At 75.7% G+C, this 15,952-nt stretch carries 14 protein-coding genes and 1 pseudogene; all 15 read left to right on the top strand.

All coding sequences use genetic code 11. The features are described 5' to 3' along the window. Positions 1 to 648, top strand: a pseudogene (locus E9529_RS14175) (hypothetical protein); the annotation flags it as partial. Between the two features lie 40 nt (positions 649 to 688). Further along, positions 689 to 1,189 carry a MarR family winged helix-turn-helix transcriptional regulator gene (locus E9529_RS14180; protein ID WP_236831799.1) on the top strand — a complete coding sequence of 167 codons (501 nt, stop codon included), beginning with the start codon at positions 689 to 691 and terminating at the stop codon, positions 1,187 to 1,189. Positions 1,190 to 1,299: 110 nt separating this feature from the next. After that, on the top strand, positions 1,300 to 2,850 hold the full coding sequence (locus E9529_RS14185; RefSeq protein ID WP_236831800.1) for an acetolactate synthase large subunit: 1,551 nt from the start codon (positions 1,300 to 1,302) through the stop codon (positions 2,848 to 2,850). A 136-nt stretch (positions 2,851 to 2,986) separates the two neighbouring features. Then, complete coding sequence (locus E9529_RS14190) at positions 2,987 to 3,979, top strand: tripartite tricarboxylate transporter substrate binding protein (RefSeq protein WP_236831801.1); 993 nt, start codon at positions 2,987 to 2,989, stop codon at positions 3,977 to 3,979. A gap of 52 nt (positions 3,980 to 4,031) precedes the next feature. Further along, on the top strand, positions 4,032 to 5,036 hold the full coding sequence (locus E9529_RS14195) for a tripartite tricarboxylate transporter substrate binding protein (RefSeq protein WP_236831802.1): 1,005 nt from the start codon (positions 4,032 to 4,034) through the stop codon (positions 5,034 to 5,036). Between the two features lie 79 nt (positions 5,037 to 5,115). Next, a complete protein-coding gene (locus E9529_RS14200) occupies positions 5,116 to 5,568 on the top strand; it encodes a tripartite tricarboxylate transporter TctB family protein (RefSeq protein WP_236831803.1) in 453 nt (150 codons plus the stop codon). A gap of 3 nt (positions 5,569 to 5,571) precedes the next feature. After that, the gene (locus tag E9529_RS14205) at positions 5,572 to 7,260 is read left to right on the top strand and encodes a tripartite tricarboxylate transporter permease (protein ID WP_236831804.1); all 1,689 of its coding nucleotides are present in this window, start codon (positions 5,572 to 5,574) and stop codon (positions 7,258 to 7,260) included. A gap of 57 nt (positions 7,261 to 7,317) precedes the next feature. After that, positions 7,318 to 7,983 (top strand): 3-oxoacid CoA-transferase subunit A, encoded by a 666-nt coding sequence (locus E9529_RS14210; protein WP_236831805.1) that lies wholly within the window; start codon positions 7,318 to 7,320, stop codon positions 7,981 to 7,983. Then, positions 7,980 to 8,657: a 3-oxoacid CoA-transferase subunit B gene (locus tag E9529_RS14215; protein WP_236831806.1), complete on the top strand. Its 678-nt coding sequence runs from the start codon at positions 7,980 to 7,982 to the stop codon at positions 8,655 to 8,657. The genes E9529_RS14210 and E9529_RS14215 overlap by 4 nt, the downstream gene beginning before the upstream one ends. Before the next feature lie 297 nt (positions 8,658 to 8,954). Then, complete coding sequence (locus E9529_RS22440; RefSeq protein ID WP_308195286.1) at positions 8,955 to 10,481, top strand: HAD-IIIA family hydrolase; 1,527 nt, start codon at positions 8,955 to 8,957, stop codon at positions 10,479 to 10,481. Next, complete coding sequence (locus E9529_RS14230) at positions 10,478 to 11,554, top strand: glycosyltransferase family 9 protein (RefSeq protein WP_236831808.1); 1,077 nt, start codon at positions 10,478 to 10,480, stop codon at positions 11,552 to 11,554. Before E9529_RS22440 ends, E9529_RS14230 begins: the two co-directional genes overlap by 4 nt. Continuing rightward, entirely contained in the window at positions 11,551 to 12,534 is a 984-nt protein-coding gene (locus E9529_RS14235) for a glycosyltransferase (RefSeq protein WP_236831809.1), read from the top strand. Before E9529_RS14230 ends, E9529_RS14235 begins: the two co-directional genes overlap by 4 nt. Further along, entirely contained in the window at positions 12,531 to 13,775 is a 1,245-nt protein-coding gene (locus E9529_RS14240) for a glycosyltransferase (protein WP_236831810.1), read from the top strand. The genes E9529_RS14235 and E9529_RS14240 overlap by 4 nt, the downstream gene beginning before the upstream one ends. Then, the gene (locus tag E9529_RS14245) at positions 13,772 to 14,464 is read left to right on the top strand and encodes an SIS domain-containing protein (protein ID WP_236831811.1); all 693 of its coding nucleotides are present in this window, start codon (positions 13,772 to 13,774) and stop codon (positions 14,462 to 14,464) included. Before E9529_RS14240 ends, E9529_RS14245 begins: the two co-directional genes overlap by 4 nt. Then, a complete protein-coding gene (rfaE2, locus tag E9529_RS14250; RefSeq protein WP_236831812.1) occupies positions 14,461 to 15,825 on the top strand; it encodes a D-glycero-beta-D-manno-heptose 1-phosphate adenylyltransferase in 1,365 nt (454 codons plus the stop codon). Before E9529_RS14245 ends, rfaE2 begins: the two co-directional genes overlap by 4 nt. Positions 15,826 to 15,952: the final 127 nt, after the last annotated feature.

Consider the following 15,952-nt stretch of genomic DNA (forward strand, 5'->3'; position numbering starts at 1 on the left):
CCCGGGCGGTGGGTGGCGCCGCCCCCGCCGGCGCCACCCACCGCCCGGGTGGAGGCCGCCGAGCCGGCTCCCTCGCCCTCCGCGGGCGAGGGCTCCCCGACGCCGCGGGACCCGGGCGCGACCACGGCGCCCGCCCCGACCACCGGCCGCACCGGCGCGCCGGCCGGCCCCGAGGCCACGACGGGGGGCGGGTCGCCCCGCACCTCCGACGCAGCGGGCGCGGTCGTCCCCGCCGGTTCCGTGGGCGGCGGCGCCCAGGTGCAGGCGGGCGGCACGGTCCTCCTGCGCGGCGCGGGGTTCAAGCCCGGCGAGCGGGTGGACGTCCTGCTCCACGGCGGCGAGACCGTGCTGGCGAGCGCCACCGCGGACCAGGACGGCGAGATCCGCGTCGACGTGCGCATCCCCGGGACGGCGGCGGCGGGACCCGCCACGCTCGACCTGGTCGGCGCCGAGTCCGCGGTCAGCACGCGCGTCCCCCTCGAGGTCGCGGCCGCTGCCGAGGAGGCCGCGCCCGTCCGCGGGGTCGTCTCGCTCGCGTCGCTCACCATCGCCGCGGTGGCGCTCGTGGTCACCACCGGCGGGCTGGTCTCGGTCGCGGGTCGGCGGCACGCCGGCCGACGCGCCGCCGGTCCGCTCTCCGCCGTCTGAGTCGGTTTCGCCGTCGCCCGATCAGGGGACCTGTGACCGCGTGCCACTGTCCGAGGACGCGCTCGCGCGCGGGGTCCCCCGGGACGCCGCCGCTCTTCCCGGAGCCGCTCCCCGCCCCGCCGAGACGTGGTTGCGCATCGTCCAGGTGCACGACCACGTCACCCGGCGGGTCGATTCGGCGCTCCACCGCCACCACGACCTCTCCCTGACCGGCTTCGAGGCGCTGCGGCGCATCGCGGAGTCGCCGGGGGAGCGGGCCACGATGGGGGAGGTGGCCGAGGCGGTCGGCCTCTCCCGGCCCGGCGTCACCAGCACGATCAACCGCCTCGTCGCCCAGGGGCTGGTGGTGCGCGAACGGGTGGACGGCGACCGGCGGCTGCTGCACGCCCGGCTCACCGACGCCGGCCGCGCGCGGGTCACGGCGGCCCGCGCCACGCACGACGAGCTGGTCGCCCACCTGCTGACGCTGCTCGGTGACGACGCCGCCGTCGTCACCGACGCCCTCGCCCGGGTCTCCGCCGCCACGCGCACCCGCCGCTGAGGCCGCGGGGGGCCGCAGGCGGGGCGGTGTCGCGGCACCCGTACGGTGCCCTCCATGGCTGCTCCGGGTGACCTCCGCCACGCACGCTCCGAGCGGCCCGGGGGTGCGGCGTGAACGGCGCGCAGGCCCTCATCCGCACGCTGGTCGACGGCGGGGTCGACGTCTGCTTCGGCAACCCGGGCACCTCGGAGATGCACTTCGTCGCCGCGCTCGACGCCGTCCCGGAGATGCGCGGGGTGCTCTGCCTGTTCGAGGGCGTGGCCACCGGCGCGGCGGACGGCTACGGCCGGATGACCGGGCGGCCCGCCGGCGTCCTGCTGCATCTCGGTCCGGGCCTGGCCAACGGGCTGGCCAACCTGCACAACGCCCGCCGCGCGTCGACGCCGATGGTCCCGGTCGTCGGCGACCACGCCGGCTACCACAAGCAGTACGACTCCCCGCTGGACTCCGACATCGATGCCCTCGCCGGCACCGTGTCCCGGTGGGTGCGCCGCTCGGAGACCTCCGCAGACGTCGCGGTCGACGCCGCCGAGGCGATCGCGGCCGCGTCGACCGCCCCCGGCGGGATTGCGACGCTCATCCTGCCCGCCGACGTCTCCTGGTCCGAGGGGGCCGCCCCCGCGGCGCCGCAGCCCGCGGAGGGCCCGCGGCCGGTGCCGGAGGACGCCGTCGCCGGTGTCGCCGCGCTGCTCACCTCCGGCGAGCCCTGCGCCGTCCTGGTGGGCGGGGCCGCGACGCGGGAGGCGGGCCTCCGGGCCGCCGGCCGGATCGCGCGGGCGGCCGGCGCGGCGATCTTCTGCGAGACCTTCCCCGCGCGGCTGGAGCGCGGGGCCGGCCTGCCGCCCGTCGAGCGGCTGCCCCGGGCCGGGCAGCAGGTCGCCGCCCGGCTGGCCGGCGTCCGCCACCTCGTCTGCGTCGGGGCACGCCCGCCGGTGGAGTTCTTCGCCTACCCCGACCGCCCCAGCAGCCTGGTCCCCGAGGGGTGCGAGGTACACGTGCTCGCCGAGGGTGCCGACGACGTCGTCGGCGCGCTCGACCGGCTGGCCGACCTGGTCGCCCCCGGGGTGGAGCCCGACCTGCAGCCCCTCGACCGGCCGGAGCTGCCCACCGGCCCGCTCACCGCGGACGCCGTCGGCGCGGCGCTGGGCGCCCTGCTGCCGGAGGGGGCGGTCGTGGTGGACGAGGGGGTCACCTCCACCCGGCAGATGCCGTTCCCGACGGCGGGGGCGCCGCGGCACGACTGGCTCACCCTCACCGGCGGCGCGATCGGCCAGGGGCTCCCCGTGGCCACCGGTGCCGCCGTCGCCTGCCCCGGGCGGCGGGTGGTCAGCCTCGAGGGCGACGGCAGCGCGATGTACACGATCTCGGCGCTGTGGACCCAGGCGCGGGAGCAGCTCGACGTGACCACGGTGGTCTTCAGCAACCGCTCCTACCGCATCCTCGAGGGGGAGCTGCGCAATGTCGGGGCGGAGGCCTCCGGGCCGCGGTCGCGGGACCTCCTGGAGCTGACCCGACCCGACCTCGACTTCGTCGCGCTGGCCGCCGGGATGGGAGTCCCGGGCAGCCGCGCGACCACGGCCGAGGAGTTCGTCGAGCAGTTCCGCAGGGCCGTCACCGAGCCCGGACCGCACGTGATCGACGCCGTGCTCTCCGTCAGCTGACCGAGTCCGGATCGTTGCCTCCCGGGGCGATGCGTGCTCCGGCGCTGTGCTTGTATCCAGGTGATCCACACCACGGGCCCGGGTTGCGACCGGGCCCGTGCAGACCGGTCAGCGGTGACCGTTGGGGGGAATAAGCATGCGCATCTCGGCAGGCCTCGCAGGCGTGGCGCTGATCGGTCTGGTGGCCGCCTGCGGCGGTGACGACAGCGGTGGCGGCACCGCGGCCGAGGGCGGTGGCGGCGAGGCGTCGTCCTACCCGACGGAGTCGATCCGGATGATCGTCCCCTACGGCGCCGGCGGCCCGACCGACCTGACCACGCGCACCGTCGGCGCCTGCCTCGAGGAGGAGCTCGGCCAGACCGTGGTCGTCGAGAACCTCCCGGGCGGCTCCGGTGCGCTGGCGACGACCGAGCTGGTCGCTGCCGAGCCCGACGGGTACACCCTCTCCCTGGTCACCGCGGGCACGATGGTGCTGACGCCGCTGGCCAACGAGGTGGGCTACACCAAGGACGACATCACCCCCGTCGGCGTCATGACCGAGGTCCCGTCGGTGCTGGCGGTGGGCGAGAACTCCCCCTATGCCTCCGCGGAGGACTTCTTCGCCGCGGTCGAGGCCCAGCCCGGCACGATCACGGTCGGCACCCCCGGCGCCTCCACGCCGCAGGCCATCGAGCTGCAGCGGCTGGCCGAGGAGCACGACGTGCAGGTCACCGCCGTCCCGTTCAACGGCAACGCCGAGATGACCACGGCCCTGCTCGGCGGGAACGTCGACGCCGTGCTGATCAACGCCTCGAGCGACGTCGTGCAGAACATCGAGTCGGGCGCCTTCGTCCCGCTCGTAGCCTCGCCCGAGGAGCGGCTGTCCTGGCTGCCCGACACCCCGACGTTCGAGGAGCTGGGCTACGACGGCCTGACGCTGTCGGGCTCGACCTTCGGCCTCGCCGGCCCGGCCGGCCTGCCCGACGACGTCGTCTCGACGCTGGAGGAGACGCTCCAGACCTGCCTGGAGAAGCCCGACGTGCAGGAGACGCTCGGCGAGGAGTACGTCCTCGAGGAGTTCGCCGGCGCCGACGACCTCGCCGAGGTCCTCGACCGCACGCAGGAGGTCTACGAACCGATACTCGGCTGACGCTCCCGCACCACATCCCGCAACGACCGGCCCCCGACCACCGGAGGAACCCATGCGCCGTTCCCGCTACACCTGGCCCGCTCTGATCGCCGCGACCACGCTGACCCTCGCCGCCTGCGGTGGCGACGACGGGGAGACCTCCGGCGGTGGTGGCGGCGGCGGCGACGCCGCGGCGTCGGACTACCCGACCGAGACCATCACCCTGATCGTCCCCTACGCCGCCGGTGGCCCGACCGACCTGGCCGGCCGCACGATCGGCAGCTGCATCGAGGAGGAGCTGGGCCAGACCGTCGTCGTGGAGAACCGCGAGGGCGCGTCCGGCTCGGTCGGCATGCAGGCCATGATCGCCGGCGGGAACGACGGCTACACGCTGTCGCTCATCGCGGTGCCGGCCTCGGCGACCAACCCGCTGCAGGACGACGTCGGCTACACCAACGAGGACTACGTCCCGATCGCCGCGGTGACCGAGATCCCCTCGGCCCTGATCGTCGGGCAGGGTTCGCAGTTCAGCACCGCCGAGGAGTTCTTCACCTACGCGGAGGAGAACCCCGGCGAGCTCAACGTCGGCGTCCCGGGCACCACGACGTCGCAGGCGATGGAGCTGCGGCGGCTCGCCGAGGAGTACGGCGTCGAGGTCACCCCGGTGCCCTTCACCGGCAACGCCGAGATGACGACGGCGATCCTCGGCGGCAACGTCGACGCGATCTTCATCAACAGCTCGCAGGACGTGCTGGCGAACATCGAGTCGGGCGACTTCGTGCCGCTGGCGGTCAGCCCGGCCGAGCCGGTCGACTACATCGACGCGCCGACCCTGGCCGAGTCCGGCTTCGAGGAGCTGACCAGCAGCGTCTCGGTGTTCGGCCTCGCGGCGCCGGCCGGTGTGCCCGACGACGTCGTCTCGACGCTCGAGGAGACCGTCGACACCTGCCTGCAGAAGGACGAGGTGCGGGAGCAGCTCGGGGAGCAGTACGTTCCTGACGAGTTCATCGACAGCGAGGCGTTCTCCACCCGGATCGACGAGATCGTCGAGGCCTACGGGCCGATCCTGCAGGAGTGATCACCCCGGCGGCGGGGACCGGCGTCCGGCCGGTCCCTGCCGCCGACCGCTCCCGCACGTGCCTTCCCCCGGAGAGTTGATGACCAAGCACCTGCACCGGCTCGCGCCGCTCATCCTGGTGGCCTTCGGTGCCGCCGCGATGCTCGGCGCCCGGAACCTGGGCCTCGGTGAGCTGAGCGCGCCCGGCCCCGGCCTCTGGCCCTTCATCGTGGCCACCCTGCTCACCCTGACGGGCGTGGTGGTGCTGTTCATCGACGACCCCGAGGACTACGAGCCGTGGACCCGCGGCACCCTCGGCATCGCCCTGGGGCTGGCCAGCCTCGCGGTGTTCATCGTCCTCTTCGAGACGATCGGCTTCTTCGTCTCGGCCATCCTGATGCTGCTCTTCTGGCTGCGGATCTTCGCCCGGGAGCCGTGGCGCTGGGCCGTCCCGCTCGCCGTCCTCGGCGCGCTGGCGTTCCACTTCGTCTTCGTCGAGCTGCTGGCCGTACCGTTCCCCGACGGCATCGTGTTCGCACCTGTGGGGAGCTGAGGCATGGGCATCCTCGACGGTCTCGGCCAGGGCTTCTCGGTCGCCCTCGACCCGACGAACCTGCTCTACGTCTTCCTGGGCGTGCTCATCGGCACGGTCATCGGCGTGCTGCCCGGCCTCGGGCCGACGGCGACCATCGCGCTGCTGCTGCCGCTGACCTACGAGATCGAGCCGGTCACCGCCGTCATCATGCTGGCGGGCATCTACTACGGGTCGATGTACGGCGGCACGATCACCTCGGTGCTGCTGCAGCTCCCCGGCGAGGCCGCCTCGGTGGTCACCACCTTCGACGGCTACCAGATGGCCAAGCAGGGCCGGGCCGGCCCCGCGCTCGGCATCGCCGCGATCGGCTCCTGGATCGGCGGCACGGTCTCCATCGTCGGCCTGGTCCTGCTCGCGCCGCCGCTGGCCGACCTGGCGGTCGAGTTCGGTGACCCGGAGTACGTGGCGCTCACCGCGCTCGGCATCCTGCTGGTCACCTACCTGGGCACCCGGCACCCGGTGAAGAGCCTGGCCATGGCCGCCCTCGGCCTGCTGCTGGCCACGGTCGGGCAGGACCTGATCACCGGGACCAACCGCTTCACCTTCGGGTCGATCTCGCTGTTCGACGGCTTCGACTTCGTCGCCGTGGCGATGGGGCTCTTCGGCGTCGGCGAGATCCTCTACAACGTCGAGAAGACGGAGAAGGCCCAGGCGCTCAAGAGCAAGATCTCCAACATCTGGCCCAGCCGGAAGGATTTCAAGGACTCCTCGGGCGCGATCGCCCGCGGCTCGGTGCTCGGCTTCTTCCTCGGGGTGCTGCCCGGCGGCGGCGGGGTCATCTCCTCGCTCGCCTCCTACGGGATGGAGAAGCGCCGCGCCAAGGACCCGACCCGGTTCGGCAAGGGCGCCATCGAGGGCGTCGCGGGCCCCGAGACGGCGAACAACGCCTCGTCCACCTCCGCCTTCATCCCGCTGCTCACCCTCGGCATCCCGCCGAACGTCGTCCTGGCGCTGATCTTCGGCGCGCTGCTGCTCAACGGTGTGCAGCCGGGCCCGCAGCTGATCGACCAGCAGCCGGAGATCTTCTGGGGCGTCATCGCCTCGATGGCCGTCGGCAACCTGATGCTGCTGGCCCTGAACATCCCGCTCGTCGGGTTCTTCGTCCAGCTGCTGCGGGTGCGCGCCGGCATCCTGGCCGCGTTCGCCCTGCTGGTCACGATGGCCGGCGTCTTCTCGGTGAACAACGACGTCTTCGACATGTGGGTCGTGCTGGCCTTCGGGATCATCGGCTGGCTGATGAAGAAGACCGGCTTCGAGCCGGGCCCGCTGGTGCTGGCGTTCGTCCTCGGCTCCATCCTCGAGGAGTCGTTCCGCCGGTCGATGCTGATCTCGGGCGGCGAGGTGTCGATCTTCTTCACCCGGCCCATGTCGGGCACGCTGTTCGCCCTGATGGCCGTGGTGGTCATCTGGAGCACCGTCCAGGGGATCCGCCGCCGGCGGAAGCGCAGCCGCCCGTCCACGCCGGGCGAGGAGGACCTCGCGGCGACCGGCACCACCGCCGAGCCCGAGGGCACGCCCGGCTACGAGAACACCGACGACACCGAGGGCGCCACGACCGGGGCGCCGCGGGACGGCTCCGGCGCGACCGGGGGGACGGGCTCGACCGCCTCGCGGGCGCAGGACGGGGGGCCGGGGCCTGACCGTGGCTGACCGCTCGTGCCGGGTGCCCGGCCGCCCCGCACCGGCCGGACCTCCGGAGGAGGCGCAGTGATCGACAAGAGGGTCGGCTCGCTGGCGGCCGCTGTGGAGGGCGTCCGGGACGGCGCGACCGTCCTCGTGGGCGGCTTCGGCGCCGCCGGTGTGCCGGTCGAGCTGGTGCACGCGCTGCTGGAGCAGGGCGCGGGGGACCTGACGATCGTCACCAACAACGCCGGGAGCGGGGAGACCGACGTCGCCGCGCTCATCCGCGAGCGGCGGGTGCGGAAGATCATCTGCTCGTACCCGCGGTCGGCCGGCTCGATCTGGTTCGAGGAGTTCTACCGGGCGGGGGACATCGAGCTCGAGCTCGTGCCGCAGGGCACGCTGAGCGAGCGGATGCGTGCCGCCGGGGCGGGCCTGGGTGGCTTCTTCACCCCGGCGGGCGCGGACTCGCTGCTGGCCCGTGGCAAGGAGGTGCGCGTGATCGGCGGACGGCGGCACGTCTTCGAGGAGCCGCTGCGCGGCGACGTCGCGCTCGTGCAGGCGCTGCGGGCGGACCGCTGGGGCAACCTGGTCTACAACAAGGCGGCGCGGAACTTCGGCCCGACGATGGCCACCGCCGCCGACCTCACCGTGGTGCAGGTGCGGGAGTTCGTGGAACTGGGCGAGCTGGACCCCGAGGCCGTCGTGACCCCGGGGATCTTCGTCGACCGGGTCGTCGAGGTGGCGGCATGACGATCAGCCCGCTGTCGCACACCGGCATGGCCGCCCGGGTGGCTCAGGACATCCCCGACGGCTCCTACGTGAACCTCGGCATCGGCATGCCGACGCTGGTGGGCGACGTCGTCTCCGCCGGCAAGGAGATCGTCTTCCACAGCGAGAACGGCATCCTCGGCATGGGGCCCGCCCCGGCCGCGGGGGAGGAGGACTGGGAGCTGATCAACGCCGGCAAGGCGCCGGTGACGCTGGTCCCCGGCGGCTCCTTCTTCCACCACACCGACTCGTTCATGATGATGCGCGGCGGCCACATCGACGTCACCGTGCTGGGCGCCTTCCAGGTCTCGGCGCAGGGCGACCTGGCGAACTGGGCGACCGACGACGCGCACCTGCCCCCGGCGGTCGGCGGCGCGATGGACCTCGCCGTCGGCGCCAAGCGGGTGCTGGTGCTGATGATGCACACCACTTCCGACGGCCGGCCCAAGCTGCTGCCGGAGTGCACCTACCCGCTGACCGCCGCCCAGGTGGTGGACCGCATCTACACCGAACTGGCGGTCATCGACGTCACCCCGGACGGCTTCCTGGTGCGCGAGATGGTCGAGGGCCTCACCCGCGACGAGCTCGAGCGGCGCACCGCCGCGCCGCTGGCCTACGCGGACGAGGTCACCGTCCTGGCGCCGCCCGTCCGCTGACCGTGGGCGCGGGCCGCGCCCGCGCCGAGCACGCACGGCTCCGACCGTCGCCCGACGCCGGCCGCGCGCTGCCCGCCACCCACCCGGGTCGGGGGCAGTAGGGCTCTGCCCCGCCGGCGTGGGCAGAGGTCGACTGCCCCGGAGTCATCGCCCTGGAGCAGCGGCGCACCGCCTCTGGCGCCCCCCGCCGGACGGCCCGGCCGGTGACCGCGCCGTCCCGCCGGCCGACGTGCCCGGCCGCCGCCGGCCTCCGGCGTCCCCCGTTCGCCTGCCGGCCGCCGACACTTCAAGCCCGTAGTGTTTCGCCCGTACGAGAACGGGCAGGACGCGATCATGCTCGCGCAGTGCACCGTCGTCGTGCCGACGATCGGACGTCCCTCCCTCGACGTCCTGCTCGACGCGCTCGCCGCTGCTCCCGGCCCGCGCCCGGCCGAGCTGATCGTGGTCGACGACCGTCCCACCGGCGAGCCGCTGGACCCCGACCGCCCCGGCCTCCCGCCGGTCCGCGTCGTGCGCACCGGCGGCGGCGGTCCCGCCCGGGCCCGCAATCTCGGGTGGCGCACCGCCCGCACCGAGTGGGTCGCCTTCCTCGACGACGACGTCGTGACCGACCCCGACTGGTACGAGCGGCTGGCCGCCGACCTCACCGACCTGCCCGACGACGTCGCCGGCAGCCAGGGACGGGTTCGCGTGCCGCTGCCCGCGGACCGCCGGCCCACCGACTGGGAGCGCGGCACCGCGGGCCTGGCCACCTCCAGCTGGATCACCGCCGACCTCGCCTACCGCCGCAGCGCGCTCGCCGCGGTCGGCGGCTTCGACGAGCGCTTCCCCCGCGCCTTCCGCGAGGACTCCGACCTCGCGCTGCGGGTCATGGACACCGGCTCCCGGCTCGTGCGCGGCGAGCGGTGGATCACCCACCCGGTCCGCCCCACCGACCGCTGGGTCAGCGTCCGGGTGCAGGCCGGCAACGCCGACGACGTGCTCATGCGCCGGCTGCACGGGCCGGACTGGCGGGACCGGGCCGACGCCGCGCTCGGCCGCCGCCCCCAGCACACGGCGGTCACCGCCGCCGCCCTGGCCGCCGTCGGCCTGGCCGCCGCCCGCCGGCCCCGCGCCGCGCTCGCCGCGGCGGCCGCCTGGGCCGCGGGCACCGCCGAGTTCGCCTGGCGCCGCATCGCCCCCGGCCCGCGCGACCGCGCCGAGGTGACCACGATGCTGGCCACCAGCGTGCTCATCCCGCCGCTGGCCACCTGGCACTGGCTGCGCGGGGTGGTCCGGCACGTGGGCGTGCCGCGGTGGCGCGGCCTGCCCGACCTGGTGCTCTTCGACCGCGACGGCACGCTGGTGCACGACTTCCCCTACAACGGCGACCCGGAGTGGGTGCGCCCGGTCGACGGGGCGCAGCAGGCCCTCGACCGGCTGCGCGCCCGCGGGGTGCGGGTCGGCGTCGTCAGCAACCAGTCCGGGGTCGCCCGCGGGCTCATCACCACCGACCAGGTGGACGCCTGCATGAAGCGCCTCGACGAGCTGCTCGGCCCCTTCGAGACGGTGCAGGTGTGCCCGCACGGCCCGGACGACGGCTGCGCCTGCCGCAAGCCCGCCCCGGGCATGGTGCTGGCCGCGTGCGAGGAGCTCGGCGTCGACCCGTCCCGCTGCGTCGTCATCGGCGACATCGGCGCCGACGTCGAGGCGGCCGCCGCCGCCGGTGCGCGCGGCATCCTGGTGCCCACCCCGGTCACCCGCCGCGAGGAGGTGGCGGCCGCGTCGCAGCGCGCCGCTAGCCTGCCCGAGGCGGTCGACGACGTCCTGGCCGGGCTGTGGTGAGCGCCCCGCGGACCGTCCTGGTCGCCCGGCTGGACAACGCGGGCGACGTGCTCCTGCAAGGCCCCCTCGTGCGGGCCGTCGCGCACGGCGCCGACCGCGTCGTGCTGCTCGCCGGGCCCGCCGGCGCGGCCGCGGCCGGGCTGCTCCCCGACGTCGACGAGGTGTGGACCTGGGCCTGCCCGTGGATCCTCGGCGACCCGCCGCCGGTCGCCGCCGACGACCTCGCCGCGCTCACCGCGCGCGTGGGGGCGCTCGCGCCCGACGAGGCGGTCATCTCCACGTCGTTCCACCAGTCGCCCCTGCCCCTGGCGCTGGTGCTGCGCGCGGCGGGCGTGCCCCGCATATCGGCGATCAGCGTGGACTACCCCGGCACGCTGCTCGACGTCCGCCACCGCGTCGAGGACGACCTGCCCGAGCCCGAGCGGGCGCTCTCGCTCGCCCGGGCCGCCGGGTTCGAGCTGCCGGCCGGCGACGACGGCCGGCTGGCGGTGCGACGACCCCTGCCCCCGGTCGCGCACGCCCCCGGCTACGTCGTCGTCCACCCCGGCGCCTCGGTGCCCGCCCGGGCGTGGCCGGCGCACCGCTGCGCCGAGGCGGTCGAGGCGCTCGCCGACGCCGGCCACCGGGTGCTGGTCACCGGCGGGCCGGGGGAGCGCGAACTCACCGCCGCCGTCGCCGGCACCCGCGGCGTCGACCTCGGCGGGGCCACCTCGCTGGCGGAGATGGCCGCGCTGCTCGACGGCGCCGCGGCGGTCGTCGTCGGCAACACCGGGCCTGCGCACCTGGCCGCCGCCGTCGGCACGCCGGTCGTCTCGCTGTTCTCGCCGGTGGTCCCGGCCGTGCGCTGGGCGCCGTACGGCGTGCCCAGCGTGCTGCTGGGCGACCAGTCGGCCCCCTGCGCCGGCACCCGGGCCCGCGAGTGCCCCGTGCCCGGCCACCCCTGCCTCACCGAGGTGACCGCCTCCGACGTGGTCGCCGCGGTGGAGAAACTGCTCGCGGTCCAGCAGCCGGCCGCCGAGCGCACCCCTCGCCCAGCCCACGCGGCGGCGACGAGCACCCGGGTGAGAGCGTGAAGATCCTGATCTGGCACGTGCACGGTTCGTGGACGACGGCGTTCGTCCAGGGCGGCCACGAGTACCTGCTCCCGGTGACGCCGGGCCGCGACGGCGACGGGCTCGGCCGGGCCCGCACCTGGGACTGGCCGGCGTCCGCGCGGGAGGTGACCCCCGCCCAGCTGCGGGACGAGGACCAGCCCGACGTCGTGGTGCTGCAGCGCCGGCGCGACCTGGAGCTGTGCCGCGAGTGGCTGGGGCGGGAACCGGGCCGCGACCTGCCCGCGGTGTTCCTGGAGCACAACGCGCCCGGGCTGGAGCCGGGTGACGGGCCGGTCCCGCACACCCGGCACCCGGTGGCCGACCGCGACGACATCCCGATCGCGCACGTCACCCACTTCAACGAGCTCTTCTACGACAACGGCCGGGCGCCGACGACGGTGATCGAGCACGGCATCGTCGACCCGGGGGAGCGGTGGACCGGCGAGCTGGCCCGCGCCGCCGTCGTCACCAACGAGCCGGTCCGCCGCGGGCGCACCGTGGGCGCCGACCTGCTGCCCGGGCTGGCCGCGGTCGCGCCGGTCGACGTCTTCGGCATGGGGCTCACCGGGCTGCACGAGCGGTACGGGCTGGACCCGGCGCGGGTCGCCCTGTTCGACGACCCGCCGCAGCACGCCATGCATGCCGAGCTCGCCCGCCGCCGCGTGTACGTGCACCCGGTGCGATGGACGTCGCTGGGCCTCTCGCTGCTGGAGGCGATGCACCTGGGCATGCCCGTGGTCGCGCTGGCCACCACCGAGGTGGTCGAGGCGGTGCCCGCCGACGCCGGCGTCATCTCCACGCGCCCGGAACGTCTCTGGCAGGGGGTGCGCCGGTTCCTCGACGACCCCGACGCCGCCCGGCTGGCCGGCAAGGCCGCCCGTGCGGCCGCACTGGAGCGCTACGGCCTGGCGCGCTTCCTGCGCGACTGGGACGCACTCCTCGAGGAGGTGACGAGGTGAGGACCGACCCGCTGGGCGCGTACCCGCTCAAGGTCGACCTGGTGTCCGAGCACGCCAGCCCGCTCGCCGCGATCGGCGGTGTGGACGCCGGCGGGCAGAACGTGCACGTCGCGGCGCTGGCGGCGGGGCTCGCGCAGCGCGGGCACGAGGTCACCGTGCACACCCGCCGGGACGACGCGTCGCTGCCCGAGCGGGTGGTGGTGCAGGACGGCTACAACGTCGTGCACGTCACCGCCGGGCCGGCCGAGCCGCTGCCGAAGGACGAGCTCCTGCAGCACATGCCGGCCTTCGCGCGGGTGCTGCGGCACGGCTGGGCCGCGCAGCGCCCCGACGTCGTGCACGCGCACTTCTGGATGAGCGGCCTGGCCTCGGTGGAGGCCTCGGCCAGCCTGCTCGCGCCCGTGCCGGTGCTGCAGACCTTCCACGCACTCGGCTCGGTCAAGCGCCGGCACCAGGGCGACGCCGACACCTCGCCTGCCGAGCGGGTCGACCTCGAGCGCGGGCTGTGCCGCGACGTGGCGCACGTGGTCGCCACCTGCTCCGACGAGGTGTTCGAGCTGCGCCGCCTGGGGCTGACCAGCGACCGCGTCTCGGTCGTGCCCTGCGGCGTCGACACCTCGGTGTTCACGCCCCGCGGCCCGGTCGCCCCGCGCGGGGACCGGAAGCGGCTGCTGGTCCTGGGCCGGCTGGTGGAGCGCAAGGGGCAGGACGACGCCGTCCGGGCGCTGCGCGCGGTGCCCGACGCCGAGCTCGTGGTGGTCGGCGGCCCCGCGGCCGGGGAGCTCGACGCCGATCCCGAGGTGCGCCGGCTGCGCGTCCTCGCCGGCGAGGCCGGCGTCGCCGACCGCCTGGTGTTCACCGGCGCCGTCGCCCGCGCCGACGTCCCGGCGTGGATCCGCTCGGCCGACGTCGTCCTCGCCGTCCCCCGGTACGAGCCGTTCGGCATCACGCCGCTGGAGGCCATGGCCTGCGCCCGGCCTGTCGTGGCCACCGCGGTCGGCGGGCTGCAGGACACCGTCGTCGACGGGGTCACCGGCGACCTCGTGCCCCCGCGCGACCCCGAGCGCCTCGGCGCGGTGCTCGCCGCGCTGCTCGACGACGACGGGCGGCGCGCCGCCTACGGCGCCGCGGGCGTGGAGCGGGCGCGCACCCGCTACCGCTGGGCCCGCGTCGTCGCCGACACCGAAACCGTCTACCGCCAGGTGCTCACCCGGCGCAGTCCCGTGGAGGTCGCCCGATGAGCGTCAGCCCGCACTCCTTCTTCGAGAACGTCGTGACGCAGGAGCAGGAGGTACCGGCGCCGGACACCTGCACCCACCTGACCGGGGCCGACCACGTCGCCTCGCTGCGCAACGCGCTGCGCTCCCTGGAGGAGCAGCTGCCGGTGCTGGACCGCTGGGGCCGGCTGCTGGCCGACGTCCTGTGCGGGCCGTCCCGGGGCCGGCTGCTGGCGGCGGGCAACGGCGGCAGCGCCGCGCAGGCCCAGCACCTCACCGCCGAGCTGGTGGGCCGCTACCGGGCCGACCGCCCGCCGTTCTCCGCGATCTGCCTCACCGCGGAGACCTCCTCGCTGACCGCGATCGCCAACGACTACCCGGCCGACGAGCTGTTCGCCCGGCAGGTGGAGGCGCACGGCCGCGAGGGCGACGTCCTCGTCCTGCTGTCGACGTCGGGCCGCTCGCCCAACGCGGTCGCCGCGGCCCGGCGCGCCCGCGAGTGCGGCATCACCACGCTGGCGATCACCGGCCCGGCGCCCAACCCGCTCGCCGCCGCGGCCGACGACGCGGTCTGCATCGACTCCCCGTGGACGGCCACCGTGCAGGAGTGCCACCTGGCCGCCCTGCACCTGGTCTGCGCCGCCTTCGACGCCGCCGTGCTGGCCGAGCCGCCGCGGGTGCCGACGGGGCCGTCGTTCGAGGCGGCGAAGTGAGCGGCCGGTCGCTGGTCGTCGTCGGGGACGCGCTGCTCGACGTCGACCTCGTCGGCACCGCGTCGCGGCTGACCCCCGACGCCCCGGTGCCGGTGGTGGAGGACGTCGAGCGGCGGGAGCGCCCCGGCGGGGCGGCGCTGGCGGCGGTCATCGCCGCCGCGGCGGGCTCCCGCGAGGTGGTGCTCGTGGCCCCGATGGACACCGACGAGGACGCCGACCGGCTGCGCGCCCTGCTCGCCGGGCGGGTGCGGCTGATCGGGATCCCGGCCACCGGCGGCACCGCCGTCAAGCAGCGGGTGCGGGTGGGCGACCACTCCGTCGCGCGGCTGGACAGCGGCGCCCCTGTCGCCGTGCTGGGCGAGCTCCCCGCCGCGGCGGCGGAGGCGATCCGCGACGCCGCCGCCGTCCTCGTCGCCGACTACGGCCGGGGGACGACGGCGGACGCGGCCGTGCGCGCGGCGCTGGCCGAGGCCCGGGGCCCCGTGGTCTGGGACCCGCACCCGCGCGGCGCCGACCCGGTGCCCAGCGCGCGGCTGGTGACCCCCAACGGCGCCGAGGCGGCCCGGGTGGTCCGGGGCGTCGACGGCGAGGGGCTCGCCGCCACCGGGGCCCGCGCGGAGGCGCTCATCCGGCACTGGGGCGTCGGCGCGGTCGCGGTGACGATGGGGGCCCGCGGCGCACTGCTCTCCTACGGCACCGGTGCCCCGATGGTCGTGCCCGCGCTCGCGGTGAGCGGCGGCGACACCTGCGGCGCCGGTGACTCGTTCGCGGCGGCCGCGGCGCTGGCCCTCGCCGACGGCGCGGTGACCGGCGAGGCGGTGGCCGCCGCGGTGGCGTTCGCCTCGGCGTTCGTCGCCCGCGGGGGCGCCACCGCATGGGACGCCGACGAGCGGGCCGAGGCGGCAGCGCCCGAGCCCGGTGCGGAGGCCGTCATCGCGCGGGTGCGCGCCGCCGGGGGCACCGTCGTCGCCACCGGGGGCTGCTTCGACCTGCTGCACCCCGGGCACGTCGCCACGCTGCGCGCTGCCCGCGGCCTGGGCGACTGCCTCGTCGTGTGCATCAACTCCGACGACTCGGTGCGCCGGCTGAAGGGCCCGTCGCGGCCGCTGGTCACCGCGCCGGACCGCGCGCGGGTGCTCGAGGCGCTGGAGTTCGTCGACGCCGTGGTGGTCTTCGACGAGGACACCCCCACGCAGGTGCTCGACCGGCTGCGTCCCGACGTCTGGGCCAAGGGTGGCGACTACGCCGGCGCGGACCTGCCCGAGGCCGAGGCGCTGCGCAGCTGGGGCGGCCAGGCCGTCGTCCTGCCCTACCTCGACGGGCACTCGACCACCGCCCTGGTCGAGCGCTCGCGCGTGTGAAGGACGGCATGGACCCAGCGGCGTCTCCCGGTGGCCCTCCTGCAGGGACCCGCCGCGAGCCTGCGAGTGGCGGGGGGCAGGAGGGTCCTTCTTCCGTCGCGGTCGTCCTGCGGCCGCTGGGGCTGGG

Source organism: Blastococcus sp. KM273128 (genome assembly GCF_021698975.1).
In the GTDB taxonomy this organism is placed as follows: Bacteria; Actinomycetota; Actinomycetes; order Mycobacteriales; family Geodermatophilaceae; genus Blastococcus.

What these genes read in the sequence shown, in the direction of transcription:
- E9529_RS14205 (WP_236831804.1), top strand. Translation starts at nt 5,572, where the DNA reads ATGGGCATCCTCGACGGTCTCGGCCAGGGCTTCTCGGTCGCCCTCGAC.
- E9529_RS14215 (WP_236831806.1), top strand. Translation starts at nt 7,980, where the DNA reads ATGACGATCAGCCCGCTGTCGCACACCGGCATGGCCGCCCGGGTGGCT.
- E9529_RS14200 (WP_236831803.1), top strand. Translation starts at nt 5,116, where the DNA reads ATGACCAAGCACCTGCACCGGCTCGCGCCGCTCATCCTGGTGGCCTTC.
- E9529_RS14195 (WP_236831802.1), top strand. Translation starts at nt 4,032, where the DNA reads ATGCGCCGTTCCCGCTACACCTGGCCCGCTCTGATCGCCGCGACCACG.
- E9529_RS14190 (WP_236831801.1), top strand. Translation starts at nt 2,987, where the DNA reads ATGCGCATCTCGGCAGGCCTCGCAGGCGTGGCGCTGATCGGTCTGGTG.
- E9529_RS14245 (WP_236831811.1), top strand. Translation starts at nt 13,772, where the DNA reads ATGAGCGTCAGCCCGCACTCCTTCTTCGAGAACGTCGTGACGCAGGAG.